At 40.7% G+C, this 19,560-nt stretch carries 18 protein-coding genes and 3 pseudogenes; 14 read left to right on the top strand and 7 right to left on the bottom strand.

Translation table 11 applies throughout. The annotated features are described in order from the left end of the window. Window positions 1-145 precede the first annotated feature (145 nt). Together AC58CZ_RS02070 and AC58CZ_RS02065 are read left to right on the top strand one after the other, a co-directional pair. Window positions 146-850 carry a helix-turn-helix domain-containing protein gene (locus AC58CZ_RS02070; protein WP_494223471.1) on the top strand — a complete coding sequence of 235 codons (705 nt, stop codon included), beginning with the start codon at window positions 146-148 and terminating at the stop codon, window positions 848-850. Window positions 851-954: 104 nt separating this feature from the next. Next, window positions 955-1,884 (top strand): EamA family transporter, encoded by a 930-nt coding sequence (locus AC58CZ_RS02065; protein WP_494223472.1) that lies wholly within the window; start codon window positions 955-957, stop codon window positions 1,882-1,884. A gap of 35 nt (window positions 1,885-1,919) precedes the next feature. Here AC58CZ_RS02065 and AC58CZ_RS02060 read toward each other — a convergent pair whose 3' ends face one another. Together AC58CZ_RS02060 and AC58CZ_RS02055 are read right to left on the bottom strand one after the other, a co-directional pair. After that, window positions 1,920-3,281: a serpin family protein gene (locus AC58CZ_RS02060; protein WP_494223473.1), complete on the bottom strand. Its 1,362-nt coding sequence runs from the start codon at window positions 3,279-3,281 to the stop codon at window positions 1,920-1,922. A 237-nt stretch (window positions 3,282-3,518) separates the two neighbouring features. After that, the gene (locus AC58CZ_RS02055; RefSeq protein ID WP_494223474.1) at window positions 3,519-3,947 is read right to left on the bottom strand and encodes a hypothetical protein; all 429 of its coding nucleotides are present in this window, start codon (window positions 3,945-3,947) and stop codon (window positions 3,519-3,521) included. 252 nt (window positions 3,948-4,199) lie between these two features. On the opposite strand from AC58CZ_RS02055, the gene AC58CZ_RS02050 reads away from it, so the two are divergent. Further along, window positions 4,200-4,619, top strand: coding sequence for a PPC domain-containing protein (locus AC58CZ_RS02050; protein ID WP_494223475.1), 420 nt, complete (start codon window positions 4,200-4,202; stop codon window positions 4,617-4,619). Window positions 4,620-4,828: 209 nt separating this feature from the next. Here the strand turns inward: AC58CZ_RS02050 and AC58CZ_RS02045 are convergent. Then, window positions 4,829-5,113, bottom strand: a pseudogene (locus AC58CZ_RS02045) (IS3 family transposase); the annotation flags it as partial. Window positions 5,114-5,175: 62 nt separating this feature from the next. Here AC58CZ_RS02045 and AC58CZ_RS02040 point away from each other — a divergent pair. Then, window positions 5,176-5,376 (top strand): hypothetical protein, encoded by a 201-nt coding sequence (locus AC58CZ_RS02040; protein ID WP_494223476.1) that lies wholly within the window; start codon window positions 5,176-5,178, stop codon window positions 5,374-5,376. Window positions 5,377-5,589: 213 nt separating this feature from the next. On the opposite strand, the gene AC58CZ_RS02035 is transcribed toward AC58CZ_RS02040, so the two are convergent. Next, window positions 5,590-6,753: an alcohol dehydrogenase catalytic domain-containing protein gene (locus tag AC58CZ_RS02035; RefSeq protein ID WP_494223477.1), complete on the bottom strand. Its 1,164-nt coding sequence runs from the start codon at window positions 6,751-6,753 to the stop codon at window positions 5,590-5,592. A gap of 379 nt (window positions 6,754-7,132) precedes the next feature. Here AC58CZ_RS02035 and AC58CZ_RS02030 point away from each other — a divergent pair, with 379 nt between their 5' ends. The 6 genes and pseudogenes from AC58CZ_RS02030 to rluF all read left to right on the top strand — a co-directional run bounded on the left by AC58CZ_RS02030 (window position 7,133) and on the right by rluF (window position 10,861). After that, a complete protein-coding gene (locus AC58CZ_RS02030) occupies window positions 7,133-7,444 on the top strand; it encodes a transposase (RefSeq protein WP_494223478.1) in 312 nt (103 codons plus the stop codon). A 278-nt stretch (window positions 7,445-7,722) separates the two neighbouring features. Then, window positions 7,723-7,932: pseudogene (locus AC58CZ_RS02025) on the top strand (hypothetical protein); the annotation flags it as partial. After that, complete coding sequence (locus AC58CZ_RS02020; protein ID WP_497413135.1) at window positions 7,860-8,306, top strand: DDE-type integrase/transposase/recombinase; 447 nt, start codon at window positions 7,860-7,862, stop codon at window positions 8,304-8,306. The pseudogene AC58CZ_RS02025 and the gene AC58CZ_RS02020, both read left to right, overlap by 73 nt. A gap of 153 nt (window positions 8,307-8,459) precedes the next feature. Then, entirely contained in the window at window positions 8,460-9,314 is an 855-nt protein-coding gene (locus AC58CZ_RS02015; RefSeq protein ID WP_494223479.1) for a patatin-like phospholipase family protein, read from the top strand. Between the two features lie 170 nt (window positions 9,315-9,484). Beyond that, window positions 9,485-9,763: a peptidylprolyl isomerase gene (locus AC58CZ_RS02010; RefSeq protein WP_071002033.1), complete on the top strand. Its 279-nt coding sequence runs from the start codon at window positions 9,485-9,487 to the stop codon at window positions 9,761-9,763. A 111-nt stretch (window positions 9,764-9,874) separates the two neighbouring features. Further along, window positions 9,875-10,861 carry a 23S rRNA pseudouridine(2604) synthase RluF gene (gene rluF / locus AC58CZ_RS02005; protein WP_494223480.1) on the top strand — a complete coding sequence of 329 codons (987 nt, stop codon included), beginning with the start codon at window positions 9,875-9,877 and terminating at the stop codon, window positions 10,859-10,861. A 137-nt stretch (window positions 10,862-10,998) separates the two neighbouring features. On the opposite strand, the gene AC58CZ_RS02000 is transcribed toward rluF, so the two are convergent. Together AC58CZ_RS02000 and AC58CZ_RS01995 are read right to left on the bottom strand one after the other, a co-directional pair. Then, on the bottom strand, window positions 10,999-12,423 hold the full coding sequence (locus AC58CZ_RS02000; RefSeq protein ID WP_494223481.1) for an aspartate ammonia-lyase: 1,425 nt from the start codon (window positions 12,421-12,423) through the stop codon (window positions 10,999-11,001). 388 nt (window positions 12,424-12,811) lie between these two features. After that, window positions 12,812-13,675 (bottom strand): LysR substrate-binding domain-containing protein, encoded by an 864-nt coding sequence (locus AC58CZ_RS01995; RefSeq protein ID WP_494223482.1) that lies wholly within the window; start codon window positions 13,673-13,675, stop codon window positions 12,812-12,814. 558 nt (window positions 13,676-14,233) lie between these two features. Here AC58CZ_RS01995 and AC58CZ_RS01990 point away from each other — a divergent pair. Further along, window positions 14,234-14,494, top strand: a pseudogene (locus AC58CZ_RS01990) (GntP family permease); the annotation flags it as partial. 179 nt (window positions 14,495-14,673) lie between these two features. Further along, window positions 14,674-15,369, top strand: a complete 696-nt coding sequence (locus AC58CZ_RS01985) for a hypothetical protein (protein ID WP_494223483.1) — start codon at window positions 14,674-14,676, stop codon at window positions 15,367-15,369. A gap of 153 nt (window positions 15,370-15,522) precedes the next feature. On the opposite strand, the gene AC58CZ_RS01980 is transcribed toward AC58CZ_RS01985, so the two are convergent. Continuing rightward, on the bottom strand, window positions 15,523-16,245 hold the full coding sequence (locus AC58CZ_RS01980; protein WP_494223484.1) for a UTRA domain-containing protein: 723 nt from the start codon (window positions 16,243-16,245) through the stop codon (window positions 15,523-15,525). 345 nt (window positions 16,246-16,590) lie between these two features. Here AC58CZ_RS01980 and AC58CZ_RS01975 point away from each other — a divergent pair, with 345 nt between their 5' ends. Both AC58CZ_RS01975 and AC58CZ_RS01970 read left to right on the top strand, forming a co-directional pair. After that, complete coding sequence (locus AC58CZ_RS01975; RefSeq protein WP_494223485.1) at window positions 16,591-17,880, top strand: SLC13 family permease; 1,290 nt, start codon at window positions 16,591-16,593, stop codon at window positions 17,878-17,880. Between the two features lie 606 nt (window positions 17,881-18,486). Next, on the top strand, window positions 18,487-19,506 hold the full coding sequence (locus AC58CZ_RS01970) for a tripartite tricarboxylate transporter substrate-binding protein (protein WP_494223486.1): 1,020 nt from the start codon (window positions 18,487-18,489) through the stop codon (window positions 19,504-19,506). Window positions 19,507-19,560: the final 54 nt, after the last annotated feature.

Genomic DNA, 19,560 nt, shown 5'->3' with positions numbered 1-19,560 from the left:
ATTTAGAGGTTTTATGTTTTGGGTGTAGGCTACTAGTATCAATGGTTTCATTTGCTAAGATAGTCGCAATGTACTTCATTGTTTACATACAGTGAGCTTTTGGAGCATTATTTTTATTTATATAAGCGCTGCTATAGAGAAAGAAATGACAAATACACTCTCGATTAGATCTTACAATCATCAGACTAAAGGACACTCTCATGACTTTCATCAAATTGTTTTACCGCTTCGAGGCGTTATAAACATTGAGGTTGAAAATTATATTGGTAAAGTTACTCCACGGGAATGTGTTGTAGTCAAAGCATACGAAAAACATTATTTTAATGCTGAAGAAAATGCAAAGTTCATTGTTGTTGATACAGATTCTTTACCAGATCATATCCTTGATTCGGAAAAAATTGTCTTTTCAATCAGCTCGACATTAATATTATTTTTAGAGTTTGCTGAAAGTCAGTTAAAGAACCAAATTCATGCTGAAATTGAATCATTGATGTTTACTACTTTCTACAAACTTCTAGAAGAACAAAAATTATTCGTTCAGTATGACCATAGAATTAGAGAAGTAGCGGACTATATTAATAACAACCTTTCTCATAACTTATCTATAGACGCTTTAGCAGGTATTGCTTGTTTGAGTGCTACACAGTTTAAAAAGAACTTTAAGTCACAGACTGGTCAGACAGTAACTGAGTACATTACAGAGCTGAGAATGCAAAAGGCTCAAGCTTTATTACTACATACTGACTCACCCATTTCTATCATTGCTGAATTAGTTGGTTACGCTAATGTCAGTGCATTTAGTCGCCGTTTCTCAAAGTATTTCGGTATCCCACCTTCTAGAGTTTTCTAAGTAAAACGCGTCTGACTAATCAACAAAACCGTCCAATCTGCAAAATCCGATATTAATAGCTCTCTATAATAGTATTATTCAATATAACCTTGAGAGTACCTATTATGTTTCAGGTGAAATCCAGTTTGAGCGCAGTTGTATTTGTGGTTATTACTAGCATTCTTTGGGGTACAACAGGTACTGTATCTGCTTTTACGCCTGATGTCAGTCCTTTAGCAACTGGTGCGTTCGCAATGGGCGTAGGTGGTGTGCTACTAGTAATAAACGCTAGAAAACACATAATTAATGATAAGGTAAAATTAATTTCTCAGCCTAAGGTTTTATTAATAGGAGCAATATGTGTTGCCATTTATCCATTAGCTTTTTATTCTTCTATGCGTCTAGCTGGTGTCGCTATTGGAACAGTTATCTCAATTGCTAGCGCGCCATTTTTTACGGTAATAATGGAGCGTCTAATCAGCAATAAAAGGATTAATAAAAAATGGGTAGTAAGTTTTCTATTTGGTGCCATTGGTGTCAGCTTACTGACTATAGGAAAAACTAGAAATATTGACCTGGATTTAGTGGCGAACAGTCAAAAATGGGGAATATTACTAGGTTTGGTTGCAGGATTAACTTATGCCACATACTCGTGGTCAGCACGGCAACTGATAGAGACAGAGGTGGACTCTAAATCTGCAATGGCAAGTATGTTTGGTCTCTCCGCAATCGTATTGTTACCTTCATTACTATTTACAGGCGATAATCTATTTTTAGATGCTAAACATATAACAGCTGCTCTATACATGGCAATTGCACCTATGTTTATAGGGTACTTGCTTTTTGGTCAAGCACTGAAAGTCATTGAGGCAAGCCAAGCTACATTAATTACATTATTGGAGCCTATCGTAGCGACAATACTTGCGGTTATTGTTGTTGGAGAGATTTTTTCTCCTATTGGTTGGCTAGGTATGTTTCTAATGATTATTTGTCTTTTATTACAAATAGTTAAAGTTCCAGCTCCGAGGTATTTTAAGAGAAGTCATATTTTCTAAGAATTTTGAGTATACCCTTATTGAGCTGTTTCCTACTAAAGTTTATTTACCTGCCCTAAGAACAATATCGCATCGGTTTTATTGTCTTTAATCATAAAGATAAACGGATGATCGGCTTTGAATACAGGTGGCGGAGCAGACGCAGCAGTTGCATTGGCAACAATACCCGTCGCTGCTGCCGCTTCGGTGCCTTTCTCATCCACGATGACCACTGCTTTATGATGGACATCGTCAATTTTTATGGGCGGGCTATTATCGAATAAGTTGAACCCAGCACCTTTTTCAAAAGCCCTTGGCATACCCATATCCGTGAGTAGGTTTTTCATCTGGTAGCTTGCTTCAAGCTTGAACTTTGGCAGATGAACATTCACTTCTTGAGTGACTAAATCTTCACTCCATTGCTTAATCGTATCAGCGCTCAAATCCTGCACCAGCTGCTGCATTGCTGCTTTGTCTTTCGATTTTGGTAATACTACGAGCATAGATAAGTCATCACCCTTGTAAGGCAATTGCACGACCTGCACTTGCTTATCCTCGCTATAACCAAAATGCTCCTGTAGTTGCATCATTTTGATGTTAGGACTCGTACCTATATGATTATAAAAAGGCTGCTCAGTGGTGCTCTGAACCTCGAAAGGTACTTTCCAATCGCCCTTAAAGTAAACGGCGTTGGTTAATACGGCAACTGTGATGGGCTTGATACTGCCCTTTGGTAGCAACTCAGGAATCAATTGATTGGTATGCTGAGCAATTTTTTTATTAATGATGAGGCGCGAAGGATTAGGATTGCTTTCAAAATCAAGGTTAGTCACTTGCCCCCCGTAATAACGTTGTACCGTATCTACGTAGGATTTAGTAGGTGTTAACCCTTGTTCCATCCATAAATCGTTAACCGTGGCAAGTTTATAATCAGGATTGGGTTTGTTAAATTGATTATAGAGCGCGGCGCTATTGGGATTGAGAATATCCCTTGAGGGATAATGAAAGGTCTTTTGAATTTGTTGCTTCGTTTCCCCTTCTGCTGCGATATAGAGCATTGCCATTGCAGTAGACAAGCTATAGGGTGAGAAAAAGACATTTTTATCTAATTGTTTTGGCTGCTTATTTATTTGCTGATATAGCTCAATAGCAAACTGGTTATTGGCACTAACCACTTGAGAGATACCATCTGCTGTCGCAGCAGAGTCGTCAGCAGCAACAAAATCCTTATCAGTCTTTGGGGGCGAAGCGTTCTCAGTCTTGCTTGCTATAGGTTTATTATTCACCACCTGCATCGGCTGGCTATTAATAAGACTGCTATTACAACCGCTCATGGCGATTAAGCTGCCCAAAGCAAACATACCCATAATGAGCTTGCTTGTAGACTTTTCATAAACGTATTGATTATTACCTTTCACGATTTTGTATCCTTTCAAAACTCGAATGATATTCTAAGTATATATAAAGGTTTGGCTGAATCCAGTAAACATATGCTAATACTAATTGGAGCATATCTGTGAGCATAATATTTAACTACACGGACCTGCTATAAATAACGCTAACTTACAGCCAAAGATCCAAGTCCTCACTAGGGAACCGCACCAGTGAAATTGGTTTGTCATAGGCATACGTTGGATACCGCTTAGACTTATCTTCTATGTGGGCGCAATTTCTATTGCACCGGCAACGGCACAACCCTGATATGTTCTACCTGCATAGCTTAATGTGGCAATAAATTCATTTTGATAGCCATTGTCATCAATACAGATATTTTTTCGTATATTCAAAATAATAGGTTGCCCGTTTATTGTGCTCTCGTATTCGAAGCCGTTAGTATTAGCGGAGCCCACTACCACAACTGTTGTGGGCTTTAAGAAATTTGCCTCTATACTTAGCTCATTTCCTTCAATCACTATTCGCCAAATTTTTCCTTTGTTTCCAAAAGCAGTAAATGCCCCTGACGCTACCGGCGCTTCTATTGTAGGCTGCTTACTCAGATCCGTGGTGTCGGCACGATGGTTACTACAAGCCACTAGAGCTAAGCTGCCCGTTAAGCACATTGCCGTTAGAAGCAAAGAACGCATAATTTTTCCTTTAATATAATAAGAGAACACTACTATTTAGCAGTGTTCTCTTTGTTTACGTGATGAAATTCAGGTTTTTACTACCATAGGTAGGTTTACGGTAGAACTAGAAGTTAGGGTCGTTACAGGTGGCCTTATTCAGTAACTTACCAACGTACTCTCTATATTAGTAATACTAATATAACATATCTATAAAGGTTGACAGTGTGGAGTAAGATAAAATCGTTTTTTTACTGTTTGAGTGTTTAAAATATGAAAAACTTAACTGCTGCTATTCTAATTGCGCTTCCTGTTCTAATGGTAAGTCCTACAGTAATGGCCGCATCTTCAGATGCAGTGGCTAAAACTGTTGATGTTCAATTTAAAAAAGGCGCTAGTTCAGCTAACTATTATGGGAAATTAAAGGGTAGTAAGTACGATTCCTATACATTTTATGCCAAAAAGAACCAAAAGCTTTCTGTTAAAACAACGGGAGGGAATGTAGATTCTTATTTATTTAATAAGAATCTATCAGATTCTGTCGACGTAGGAGAGTATTCCTCTAAACTAGATAACCAAGATTATTACAAGCTCCCATATTCAGGTAAATATGAATTGCGTATTCTTCAGCCACGCTCTCAAGCTTCTAGAGGAAAAACACCTGCGTATTGGCTAGAAGTATCTATTTTATAGTTATATAAGCTTAATATTATAATGCTGACCTACTCTATCACATATACAGACTGTAATACTCATGCTGAGTATTACAGTCTGTGTAGCGCACCGATCACAAATAAAATTTGTATGGTAAGTACACTGGAACTATTTCTTAGCCCACAGCCAAAGTGAGCTATGCTGACCCCTGCCGTCAAATCCGTACACATAAACTTGGGAGATTTTAGTTACGCAGCCTGACGATAATAATCAAACCACATCTGTCTTGGCGATTTATAACTCAAACCCTTTTGAATTCTAGTCTGATTGTAGTACAGCTCGATGTATCTAATAATATCGTTGATCGCTGCAAATCTAGTCTAATAATCCTGATGATATACCAGCTCATTCTTTAAAGTGCCCCAGAAGCTTTCTATTGGAGCATTGTCGAAGCAATTACCTTTGCCACTCATTGAGCCTATAAACTGGTGCTGTTTAATGATCTTATGATACGCATGGCTACAGTATTGAGCTATGCTGAAAAAACCGCACCAGTGAAATTGGTTTGTCATAGGCATACTTACAATAGATTATAGTGCAATGGGAAGATAGAACTAAGACAATTAAAGAGCTGATTAAAGAACTCCAAAGTTTTGAGGATTACAACTTGATTGTTATGATAACTAATGATGAAGGTGAAACATTTAACTCGGTAAAGTTGGTTAGCAAAGGGTTTGTAGCTAATAAAGATGATCCTGATAAATATAAGAAAGTTTATTTTGCTTTACACTTCTAAGCTTTAAGACCATCTAAGACAGTTAGTTAGTTTTTTTAATCCCTAAACCCATGAAAATCGGTCGGGGGATGATTTTTTTGCCGTGTGCAGAAAAAAGCAAGTCAAAGATTTTTTTATTAGCTGCTTTAGCGATAACCATTATTTAAGACAATCTCGTTAAAGCAGCTATGACCTAACCTTTAAATGTTAAAAGTTAAGAGTAAATTTGAAAAATTAAGGAGTTAAAATGACTTTACGACATTCTTCTTCACGCTTTTCGAAAATTTCATAACCTTTAGCAGCGTCAGACAAATTCATACGGTGAGTAATAATAGCTTCAGGTGATAAATCACCATTTTCAATATACTCTAATAATTGTGGTAAATACTTGTGTACATGGGTTTGGCCCATTTTGAAAGTAAGCCCTTTATCAAAAGCGTCACCAAATAAGAAACCATGAATAGGTCCTGCATACACACCCGGAACACTAACGACCCCGCCACGACGCACAGCTGCAATACATTGACGTAAAGCTGCACCACTTGACCCTTCAATTTTTAAATTGGTCATTATTGTTTCTAGCATACTGCCTTTGGCTTCAAAGCCAATCGCATCAATAACGCCGTCAACGCCGCGATGTCCTTTGGTCTGTTCAATGATGAATTCAGCAGCATCTACCTTATCGAAATTAACTGGAATAGCACCGTACGTATCTTTGGCATACTGCAAACGGTAGTCATTATGATCTACCACGAAGATCTGCTCAGCGCCTAACATTTTGGCACAAGCTGCTGATAACAACCCCACAGGACCCGCACCATAAATAGCTACGGTTGAACCTTTAGTAATATTGGCATTAGTCACGGCCTGCCAAGCAGTTGGTAAAATATCTGATAAAAATAAAACCTTCTCATCTGACAGTGAGCCATTTATTTTGAACGGATTAAAATTACCTTTAGGAACCCGTACAAATTCTGCTTGTCCACCAGGAATCCCACCATATAAATGGCTAAAACCAAATAAAGCAGCCGGTGGCGGAATTATTTTTTTATTAATAGCAGCGCCTGGGCCTGTATTTGTAGTCTCACAAGCGGACATTAGGTCATGCTGACAGAAAAAGCAGTTACCACATGCAATAACAAAAGGAATAACAACTCTATCGCCTTTTTTAACAGCAGTGACTTCAGAGCCTACTTCTTCAACCACACCCATAAACTCATGACCGAAGATATCGCCTTCCTCGGTTGCAGGCATTTTGCCACGATACAAGTGTAAATCTGAGCCACAAATTGCAGTTGCAGTCACACGTAAAATAACATCATCTTTTTCTTGCAGTTTAGGCTCTGGGACATTGTCCACTCGCACATCTTTAGCACCGTGGTAAGTTAAAGCACGCATAATTTCTCCAATTAAGTAAAGCTTGCAAAATCTTGATAAACAATAATCTGTGATAATACAAGATGAAAGTTATTAGAATCAATGGTTTATGTTATCTAAGTTAAGTATTACTCAATTATATTAGCACCTTGAAAAAAAAGATTTATAATCAACGTGTGTTAAAAAGGTTGCGTGTTGTAAGTAAAAAATTGTAGTGGTCAACTAATTTAGGACACTAATAAAATTCAAACCTACATCGCCATTCCTTATAACTCTGAGTCGAGAACGGATAATAATTATAAGCGTTGGGGCAACTTTTATGACCGCCAAGATCTTGTAGTGGCATAATTAAATCGGCCCATGTTTAAGAGGTTATACTACCCCAAAGAGGATAATTAGTATGACGACCAAACGCCAAAAATACACCCGAGAATTCAAGTTAGAAGCCATTAGCTTAGTCGTTGAGCACAAACGCAAAGTTGCTGAGGTTGCCCAGTCGCTAGGCATTGGTACTTCCACCTCAGACAACTGGGTACGCAAGTATAAAAAAGAGAAACAAGGTATTGCCCCAACCGAAGGCCTAGCACTAACCGATGATCAGCATCGCATTCAAGAGCTTGAGAGAGAAGTCAGACAGCTTAAAATGGAGAAAGACATATTAAAAAAGGCTTCCGCTCTGCTGGCATCGGACAGCCTGAACGTCTATCGCTAATTAAGACACTAGCAGAGCAAGACAGACAACTGAGCACACGCAAGCTATGTGACTTATTTGGTGTAGTCAGAAGCAGTTACTACTATAGTCAAGTCTAAATAAAAACAATACAGGACAATAAATTCATTTGATTCAACGCTATTTTTCTTGCTTGCTGTGACTGCGTCTCCAGAGGCTGCGAAAAATAACGTTGAATCTTATTGTATCGATTTTATAGTAATCTAACTATATGGTATACGATCTAAGCCTATAGATATAAACTCGTTAAGTTAAAAGCCTTAATACGCCAGATATTCAATGATTCTAAGCAGTCGGCTGGCGCTCGCACTGTGGTTGCCATTTTAGCCAATAAGCACGAAATAACGCTGACGCGTTATTTAGCGTCTAAGTTTATGAAAGGCATGGGACTAATGAGCTGTCAGCTCAAGACCTGTTTGCACGGCGCGTGGTGGGCTTTAGTGTCTCAGACTCTCCCAATAGCACTTTGATCGCCAAAGCGCTACAGATGGCGTATCAGACGAGACTCAAGCCTAATGGAGTGCTGTTTCACTCTGATCAAGGCACGCATTATACCAGTCAGGAATTCGCTGAGTCAGTCGCAAGTTGTCATGGCATGGTTCAAAGTATGAGCCGAAAAGAAAATTGTTGGGATAACGCCCTCACTGAACGCTTCTTTAGAAGCTTTAAGACAGAGTGGATGCTAAAGGGCGGCTACGAAGATATTGCTGAAGCATCAAGTGCTATCACTGACTATATTTGGGGCTATTATCAAGCTGTGAGACTGCACAGCTTCAACAACTCTTTAATACCATTAGAGACAGAGAGACGCTACTTTAATCAAAACCTCTTATCAGGTGTATAAAATTAGTTGACCACTACAGTCTATATCCAAGAAATAGGTTTAGAACGGCTTAAAAATATAATTCCCTAGTATCGACTATATTTATAAACATTTTTTATCCCCTCGTTTTGTGTACTTGTAGGTATACTTTGCGAGCGTCATTCGAGGTTTTCAATGGTTAAACAACATCGACAAGCACTGGTGGTTGAAGGCGGCGGCATGCATGGCGCATTTAGCAGTGGTGTCTTAGACGCCTTTTTACAACAACAATTCAATCCTTTTGATCTTTGTGTGGGCGTCTCTTCAGGTTCAACTAACGTTGCTAACTATTTGGCCGCACAACAAGGCCGCACCCTACATATTTACTTGGATCATTCCCTTCGATCTGAATTTATTCATTACGGTCGTTTCCTTAGGGGCGGTGACTTACTGGATCTAAAGTGGATGTGGGATATGGTAGAGCAAGAATATCCACTGGATCAGGCACAGTTATTTGCCAATCATGCTGAATTTTACATGGTGTTAACACATGCTATTTCAGGAGAAGCGATCTACATCAAAGCGGCTAAAGACAATGTTTTGGATGGATTAAGGGCATCAAGCTCTATCCCAGTGCTGACCCGCCAAGCGGTCGAGATATTTGGTGAACCTTATTTTGATGGTGGTGTGGCAGATGCTTTGCCCGTACAGTGGGCGGCTGGGCAAGAGAGTATTGATAAGCTCATGGTCATACGTACTCGCCCGCAAAACTACGCTAAAGCAAGCAGTAAAGCTGATCAGCTATTGGCTAAATATTATACTAAGCAACGACATGGTTTTGCCCAAAGCTTGTTGACGCGAACCCAACGCTATAACGACTCGGTACAATTTTTACAGACGCCATCATCACAGAAAATTTTAGAGATTTGTCCACCCGACTTAAAAAACATGGCGAGTCGATTGTCCAAAAATAAAGCCAAAATCCGTTATAGCTATGATGTGGGACTAGAAATTGGACACAAGGCGATTGAAGATTGGCATCAGCTTTAACCTTTTTAAGTAAAGGAGAGGCATCAAAAAAAACACAGGGTTCGAATATAAGAAATTGGCTTAGATAATCTTAGATAACCTTTGAATCACAAAGGTTAGTAACTAAGCTAAAACAAGATAAGTAATGATATAATGACCCGATAATTGATACTCTATGAAAGGTTTATACGATGGCTCGTACCGCTAGCGCATTGCACATTTTAGTCAAACAAAAAGAATTGGCAGAAGATATTATGGCCAAGCTCAAAAAAGGCGCAGCATTTGATGTGCTGGCCAAACGATACTCAACCTGTCCATCAGGCAAAAAAGGCGGTCATTTAGGTGAGTTCGAAAAAGGTCAAATGGTAGGACCTTTTGATAAAATCTGCTTCAACGGTGAGCTTTTTACCCCTCATTTGGTAAAAACCAAATTTGGCTGGCATGTGGTCAAAGTGCTTTACAGAACGTAAGCGTTAGACTGTAAAAACGCAAGTCGCCGCTTTAATGGCAAGACGACTGAACCATTCAATTTAGGCTTTTTTCTTAGCAAAAAAGCTTTTTATCAGGTAAAACGGTGCTTTATGTATAACAATTCCTCGACTCGTCTCAATAAATACATCAGCGAAAGTGGGATTTGTTCCAGACGCGATGCTGACCGCTTTGTTGAACAAGGTAATGTATACATCAATGGCAAGCGTGCATCGGTGGGTGATCAAGTGGCTGCTGGAGACGTAGTAAAAGTCAACGGACAGCTGATTGAGCCACGCGAGCCTGATGATTTTATTTTTATTGCCTTAAATAAGCCAGTGGGCATTGTCAGCACCACGGAAAGCTCTGAGAAAAACAACATTGTCGATTTTGTGAGACATTCGGTACGTATTTTCCCGATTGGGCGTTTGGACAAAGACTCTCAAGGATTGATTTTTTTGACCAACAATGGTGATCTGGTCAATAAAGTATTGCGTGCTGGCAATAACCACGAAAAAGAGTATCTCGTGACGGTAAATAAGCCAATCACGGATAGCTTTATTGAGGGTATGGCGAGTGGCGTGCCAATGCTGGGCAAGATGACAAAAAAATGTCCCGTTACTAAGGTGGCACCCAACGTCTTTAACATAACGCTCATTCAAGGTTTGAACCGTCAAATCCGCCGTATGTGTGAGCATTTTGGTTATGAGGTCGTCAAGCTTGAGCGTACGCGGATTATGAATGTAAGCCTTAAGGGGCTTCCTGTCGGCGACTGGCGAGACCTCACAGCAACAGAGCTATCGACCCTGCTTAAAGCTGTCGAAAAATCCTCGTCGCAAGACAATCATTCGGGCAAAAAATCGCGCAATGCACCACGAAAAAAACCGCGTACTGACGCTCAATCAAAGTCAAAATCCTCTGCAAAATCAGCAGGTACTGCAAAGGGGCGCAATAAGTACGCTAAAGATGATGCCAGAAAGCCAGCAGGTTCTAAAGGTAGAGATGGGCGTCCTGCCAGTCGTGGCAAGAATGCTGCAGGCAATGGTAAACCTGCCACAAACGGCAGACGTCCCTCAAAAGGTCGAGGGTCCAAGCGATAATAATTGTCTAATTTCATCACATCGCTGTCATAGTGATCAAAACGATGAAGATACGACACTTTAAAAGAATTAGGGCGATATCCGTTGATAGATATCGCTCTTTTTTGCTTTGTTCAATCCAGTTTATGTGCACAAATCTATATACTACTGACCATCGTATCAGGTGATAAAATCGCTGCAAGTTCCTCATTACTGAGCAGCTTTTCTTGTTTGACCAGCTCCGCCACGCCCGAACCACTCAGCAACGCATTTCCTGCGATACGACTGGCATTTTCATAACCGATATGTGGTACCAGTGCTGTCACGATACCGATACTGTTTTCGACATGCTGCGCACAGCGAGCTTTATTGGCGGTTATGCCTTGAATACAGCGCTCATCGAGCATACGAATCGACTTCTCTAATAGGCGCGCATTGTTTAGTAGGTTATAAACAATCAGCGGCTCCATTGCATTGAGCTGCAGTTGCCCTGCTTCTGCCGCCATGGTAATCGTCATATCTATACCCATTACCTGAAACGCAGCTTGGTTCATGGCCTCAGGAATCACAGGGTTGACTTTGCCCGGCATAATCGATGAGCCAGGTTGCATCGCTGGCAAATTAATCTCGCCCAAGCCCGTACGCGGCCCGCTCGATAGTAGACGTAAATCGTTGCTCAATTTAGACAGTTTAATAGCTAGGCGTTTGAGCGCACTCGAAAACGTAATAAACGCGCCCATATCGGCACTAGCGGCGATCAAATCTTCAGAGAGCGTCACTGGCAGACCACTGATCGTCGCAAGCTCACTAATCGCTAAGCGGGCATAACCTTTGGGGGCGTTAATACCCGTACCAATCGCCGTACCGCCCAAGTTCAACTCACATAACTGTAAACAAGCATCTTCGATTCGCGCCGTTTCACTGCCTAGATCACTGGCGAAAGCGTTAAACTCTTGCCCCAACGTCATCGGTACTGCGTCTTGCAATTGAGTACGACCCATTTTTAGAATGCTGCTAAATTCTTTGCCTTTGATAGCTAAGCTGTTTTGTAGCTTGATAATGGCCTCTTGCAGTGGTTTTGCCGCAAATACCATCGCCAAACGCGCCGCACTAGGATAGACGTCATTGGTCGACTGAGAACGATTGACGTCATTGTTGGGATGGAGATGGCTATATTGACCGTACTCAAACCCCATCTTTTTTAAGCCAATATTGGCAATCACTTCATTGGCATTCATGTTGGTTGACGTGCCCGCCCCGCCTTGGATGAGATCAACAATAAACTGCTCATGATGCTCGCCTTGTATCAGATCGGTACACGCATCAGTGATGGCGCTGAGCTTCTCTTCACTGAGTAGACCGTGCTGATAATTGGCTTTTGCAGCGGCGGCTTTCACCATTGCCAGTGCTTTGATCAAATCAGGAAAATGGCTGATTGACACGCCGGTAATGTCAAAATTTTGCGCGGCGCGTTGGGTTTGGATTCCGTATAGTGCGGTTGCAGGAACGGCTTGCTCACCGAGTAAGTCTTTTTCAATACGAGTATGGGCTTTATTATCGGTCAGGTTATCTGTATTTTTCATATTTTTATAACTTCTTAGACATAAGAGAGATTTAAGAAGTAGGCCGACAAAAATGACTCTGTTGAGTGTTTTGTCTTGACGCTACTCAATATGAGCGCCATCGTAACCGAGAATTTAGCACAAGAAAAACGCAAATATTTCGCTCTCAGCCCCAAAAATTTTGCTGCTTAATAGAAAATATGACAGATAAGGTTGTTCTATGAAAAAAAATGCGCGCTTTTAAGTTAGGTTTTTGGAAAATATTTATGTGATAGGAAGGATTTTATGAGAAATTTTTTATAAGAAAGCTTATTGATTGAAAAAATAGATTGATTGCTAATTATAAGCGGTACAAGCAAATACTTAGCCTCAGTGAGAAAAGCTAGGGTTGATAAGACTCTTGACTCACTTACAGCCCCAACACCTGCTTTAGAGCGTTGATTTGTGGCTGCTCACGATCGCTATAACGATATGCCAATACAACCTCGCGCACCAAACTATTATCTCCTAAATAATGAATTTGAACGGGCGGCGTACTTCTAATCCATAGCCCAGCATACGGAATCAAAGCCACCCCCAGCCCCGACTCCACCATCCGAACGATAGCATCCAGATCATTAATCTCCATGATCGTATTTACCTTGATGTCCTGTTGTTTAAAGAACTTGTTTATCTTTGCGCCTGCTGAGGACTGTAAGGTGTAATGGATAAAAGGATGCTGCTCAAGCGTTTGTCTGAGGCTATTAAAGGGCCATTTTTTAGGGATGATGAGCACGTAGGGTTCGGTCATAATGGACTGCGTCACAATATCTTTTGGCAAGGCAAATGCTGGCTGTATGGTAATCGCCGCATCTATCTCCCCAACTTCTAGTTTCTCAAATAACTCTACGGCACGCCCGGGGACAATTTCTGTCTGCATTAAGGGGGCAAGTAACGTAATCGCCTTTAGTGCCTCTGGCAAGATACCCACTTGCACGGAGTTTATCGAGCCAATCCTAAGCTGACCATAGTAGCTGGCAATATCAGTATCTGAGGACAACTGCATCGTGGAATAGAGCGCCAAAATCTCTTTGGCAATCGGCAGCACGCGCTTGCCTTGCGGGTTTAGGGTAATGGCACGGGCAGAGCGGGTGAATAATGCCAATCCCAAATTGTCCTCGAGCGTTTTTATTTGTGCACTGACCGCAGACTGGGTCAAGTTGATGTGCCGAGCAGCGGCAGCAAAACTGTCTAACTCGCAAACGGCGACGAAGGTTTTAAGCTCTCTTATCATTGATATCACCACACTTATATATTACGTCTTATGCTTGAATACGCGCGTTACGTCTATTAAGCTCATTCATTTCAAAGACGATGGCTTTCTGTCCAAAGTAGCTCATTAAGCCTTCGCCGTGACTACCATAGTCTACTAGTTGACCTTTATTTATCACCCTGCTAAATTCTAAGACGATACATAATGTATCATTTTATTTGACTTAAGTTTGATTTAAATAAGCCGTTATCTCTACATGATTACCCTATCACTATACTTTTCTCATCACTTTTTTTCATCGTTGGACTGGTGATATTGAGTTCATGCTAAGGATAGCTATTATGAACAACCGTCTATTAGGATTTTTCGTGGAGCAATAGTTACCATCCAAAAACCACTATGAAAAGCATGGACTGTTAAGGGCCTAATTCTATCACCCAAATAAAGATTACAAAAACAGCCCATCGTTTTCATTGATGGATCAATACCTTTTTATAAACTGTCTTTTTATAAGAAGAATAATGAGCCGCAACCATTATATTTCACCGTCTATTTTTTCCATGGAAGGAAATCAAAATCATGAGCATTTTTGCTATTTTGTTGTCTTTGTCCCTCTTAATGTATTTTGCCTATCGAGGCGTGAGCGTCTTAGTTTTGGCACCTCTACTCGCTATCTTGGCAGTGGTATTAAGTGGACAGAGCAATCAAACGATGGGGATCTATACTGAAGTCTTTATGCAAGGTCTTGGCGGCTTTGCTGTCAAATACTTTCCCCTATTTATCTTGGGAGCTATTTTTGGCAAATTGATGGAAGATTCTGGTTACGCCTATAGCGTCGCCCGCAATTCTTAACGCACTAGAAAATTACTGGTTGTTATAGTGATGTAATAATAGAAGGTCTAGGATGGTTAGCAGATGTCATTGCTAAAAAATTCGATTATAGTAGATATTCCTTATAATAACTGCTACTTACAGTAGCTACTAATAGCATTCATCCAAATAGACTGAGGGATTAAATCATGAAAACATTAGGATTATGTATTGCCGCAGGACTGGGCTTAAGCGCTTGTGCGAGCGGTGGAACGATGGGTAACACCAACCCAAACAACATAGTGACCGATTACCCTGTTGAGACCGCCATGCTCAATATCTATACCAAACAACGTAGTGAAAATTTGGTTGCCACTATCGGCAATCAAACGGCCTCAGCAGATATTCAAGTCACGCCTAAAGGCAATATGGTCTTCAATAATAAAAAGGTACAAGGTACTGAGATCAACACGATCAATAAAGTGAACAATCAAATCACTAACCAGTCAGTCGCTATCAATTACTTCACCTTGAACCCTTTGGTATTTCACGGTTTTACAGACAGCACAGGCAAATATTCGGTCTCAAACCAAACAACCACTATCCCAAAAATGGCGACCGTCGGCGACTCAAACAAATTGATTACTGAAAATGTCTATAGCGATAGCAGCATGCGCAAAAAAATAGGAACCTATAACCAAAACTGGTCCCTGACGCGAGACAGCAATCAGACCGCATGGTTCTGTATCGAAACCTCAGACAACGTGCTTACTGGTGGCACCTCTGAAGGCAGCTCAAAAGAATGCTACAAAATCAATGCCAAAGGCGACATACTTGCGAGCAAAGTCACTATCGCACCGCCAGCTAGTAATGGCGGACAGACGATTACGTTTAACAGCAAGTAAGCAGTTCTATGTATCAACCATTTCTTTAATTGGTCGTTCATAGAGTCAGGTGATAAAAAGTATGAAAAAAAGAGCTGAATTATCAGCTCCTTTTTTATCACTTATTGACCATAACTTAACCACTGCCCTCGCTAATGGTGAAATGGCCAATGGTTAAATAATATTGACCTCATAACTAAATTTTTCTGCCAATCCATAAGATTCTCTATATTCGATAGGGTCCCCTTCTAGGTTTTTAGCAACGCGGCATACTTTCACTAAGTTTTCTTGCTTGGTATTGTCCAGATAAGGGTCTATATGATTAGAGATAAAAAACAGCATTTCTACGGCAGATGAGACAAACTGACCGCACTTTTTGTAATAAAAAGGATAAAGAAGATTTTCAAAGTCTTCAGGTTCAAGACCGATAAAATCTTGGTAACGACTTTCGGGTAACCAAATTCTTTCACTCAAAATCACTCTGTCTTCGACAATGCGCACACGTTCTATATAAATCAAACTTTCTTTTTCATGAATGTTTAATTCTTTATTGATTGCCTCAACAGGCTCTATCAACATGACCTTTTTGATGACGCCAGTCGGTATGACATAAGAGGCATCTTTATCGCGGTATTTGAAAAACCTTAATAACGAGCCCTCAAAGCTTGGCCTTTTTAAAAAAGTACCACGACCTTGCTGCTTTATCAAAACGCCGTCATCCACCAGTTTTTCGACCGCTTTGCGCACAGTGCCCACCGATACTTGGTACTTGTCTGCAAACTCCTGTTCTGTCGGTAAGGGGGTTTTTTCATCCCACTTATTTTCTGTCAGTAACGTTTGAATATGCCACCGCACTTGCTCATACCGTGGCATGTTAAATTTTTTAAAATTATCCATAATTTTTTTCACCACAATAGGAAGATTTTATTAATACGCCCAATCTTTCTAAGCCCAATCATGTTCATAAGAAATAAAATATCTCTGACACTCTATCTTAAGCCCTTACCAAAATTTATACACATCATTTCGATATTAAAGTCTATCTAGATTTTTGGGTCAATCTCACCTAATTACCGGCTCCTTTTTTGCTATTATTCTATTGAGTTATATACACTTAAAAAGCTGATAAGATTTGCTGGCTTAGAAAGCTATTTGTCAACATTATCACAATGTTCTCCAATCTAAAACATATATATGTATTTAGATTTTTAGATGTCATACCGTCAAGACCGAGGAGCGAATATGACCCTATATCTTATAGCGGCCATAGTAATTTCTATTGTGTTGGGTTACACCACTAAAATCAATATCGGCTTGTTTGCGATCGTGTTCGCGTATCTGATTGGCTGTTTTGGTATGAAGCTAAGCGCTTACGAGGTTATTAAATTGTGGCCTCTAAAGATTTTCTTTGTGATTTTTGCTGTGACGCTCTTCTATAACTTCTCCTTAGCCAATGGCGCTTTAGAAAAACTGTGTGAACATTTGATATACAAGTGTCGACATTTTCCAGCGTTTTTGCCGCTGGCTATTTTCTTTGCTGCGACAATTGTAGCAGCTTTAGGAGCCGGTTATTACACGGTTCTTGCCACGATGGCACCGATGATTTTATTGTTATCTAAAAGAACCAATTTAAACATTATTATTGCGACCTTGTCTGTGAACTATGGAGCGCTAGCGGGTGCCAATTTTATCACTTCACAGAGTGGCGTTATTTTCAGAGAGCTTATGAGCGGTGCTGGCGTTGCCAATGACAATACCTTTACGTATGGCTTAGGCATATTTGCCGCGACCTTTTTGATGCCGATTGTCTTGTTAGGAAGCTATAGCTTTATCAATGCCAAGACCAGCAAGATCGCCATTCAAACCGTTGTTCCAGCGCCTTTTGACACCAAACAAAAAAAATCCATCATGCTGATTTTTATGATGATGGCGATTGTATTGGTTGTACCCATCTCAAACTTACTTGTACCGAATGTAGATGCCATTGAGTTTTTGAACGCTCGGATTGATATTGGTTTTATTGCCATTTTCTTTGCTTTAATGAGCTTGTTTTTGAAGCTGGGTGATGAAAAAACCGTGATTGCGTTGATACCATGGAATACGCTCATTATGATCTGCGGTGTGGGTATGTTAATCAGCATAGGTGTGGAGGTGGGTGTCATTTATGAGCTGACAGAGTGGCTCAGTACCAACGTTCCTATTTGGATGATACCATTTTTGGTATTCATTATTAGTGCAATTATGTCGATATTTGCTAGTACGCTTGGTGTTGTTGCGCCTACGCTATTTCCGATGGTGCCTGCGTTGGCAGTGGCTTCTGGTTTGAGTCCTTTTTTCTTGTTTATCTGTATCGTGATCGGCGCTCAAAGCTCGTCCATCTCTCCCTTCTCTTCAGGAGGTAGCCTGATACTGGGTGCCGCTCAAGTGCATATCGACAAAAATAAGCTATTGCATACGCTACTGTTTAAAGCGGTGCCTTTGGATATTGTCGTTGGCTTGATCGCCATTTTGTTTATTCAGATGATATTTTAAGCACAATAAAAAAACATCGGTGATCTAAATAATGATATTTCATTCAGTTTTATACTTATAAGACAATCTTTACAAGCCGTATTTACAGACAGAATATATCGCGCCTATTAGCAGTGGCCGTCGACATTTTGCCTATCAACCAACTGAGCAAACACTGATTCCGCCTCCCTACTGCCTGTCTCACCATAAGAAATTGCCCTCAGATAAAAGCATCCCCAGTTTCGTTTTAAGAGCGACTTCTTGTTTCATAGCGGTTGCTATTAATCACTCTCACCATGCGTTATTCATAAGCGTTTGTTTTTACTGTCATTATAAAACCTCATTTTAGATTAGGGCTGGTCCTGTATTTATCTAATACCGACATAGCAAGCTTGGGTTCTTACAAAGTCCATCGCGCTACTGATTTCAAAAAATTCATACATACATACATATGTTTCTTGTTATTTCTAAATTATTCTGTTACTTTTGCAAAGTGAACAAAAAGACTACGCTTGTAAAGGTTGGTAACATTATTGGTCCGCTTCCAACTTTTTGTATAGTCCCCCTATCCTTTCAATCAAAATTTTATTGATTTTTACTGAAAAAAATACACACAAGGAGTGTCGTGTGAAAAAACTATCCTATCTAGCGCTTGGTCTATCTGTACTTACCTTGACAGCGTGTAACAATGCTAACGAAACTGCGAGCGCAGGTGCAGATGAATTCGCAGGTCCTTCACGTCCAGAATGTATCGCTCCAGCAAAACCAGGCGGCGGCTTTGACTTGACCTGTAAACTTGCTCAGTCAGGTCTAAGAGACACGGGGATATTGACAGACCCAATGCGCGTCACTTATATGCCAGGCGGCGTAGGTGCTGTTGCATATAACAAAATTGTCGCCAATGACCGTGCTAACGAAGACGCTATTATCGCGTTCTCAACAGGATCAATCCTGAACTTATCACAAGGTAAATTTGGTAAGTTCACCGAAAAAGACGTGAAATGGCTCGCCGCCGTTGGTACCGATTATGGTGCTATCGCTGTCAATGCAGACTCGCCAATCAAAGATCTAGCAGGGTTGGTCGCTGAACTTAAGACGAATCCAAAAGCAATCAGTTTCGCCGCTGGTGGTAGTGTTGGTGGTCAGGACTGGATGCAAACCGCTATTTTGGCCAAAGCCGTTGGCGTCAGCCCTAGCGACATGACTTATGTTGCGATGGAAGGCGGCGGTGAGGCCATCACCGCAGTCATGGGCAACCATGTCACTGTTGTGAGTGCTGGTATTGCTGAGATTATGCCACAAGCTACTGCTGGCAAACTACGTGTATTGGCCGTATTTTCCGATGAAAGACTGGGCGGCTCTATGGCTGATATCCCTACTGCAGTAGAGCAAGGCTACGATGTGACTTGGCCTGTCGTTCGTGGTTACTACATGGGTCCAGACGTTAGCCCTGCCGCTTACGACTGGTGGAAAGCGTCATTTGACAAAATGCTTGCTGATCCAAAATTTGCAGAATTGCGTGAACAACAAGAGTTACTACCATTCTCTATGACTGGCGATGAGCTTGAACAGTATGTCTATAAGCGTACTGGTGAGCTACGTGAGTTGTCTGCTGAGTACGGTCTTGTTGATGCTGCCGCACAGTAGCATTACTCAGACCATATCCCCTTAATGATTGAATGCTAAACCGTTTAGTATTCA

The sequence above is a fragment of the Psychrobacter sp. CR212 genome (assembly GCF_059693765.1).
Note: the sequence above shows the minus strand (reverse complement) of the source record. Positions and strands in the feature narration are given on the sequence as shown.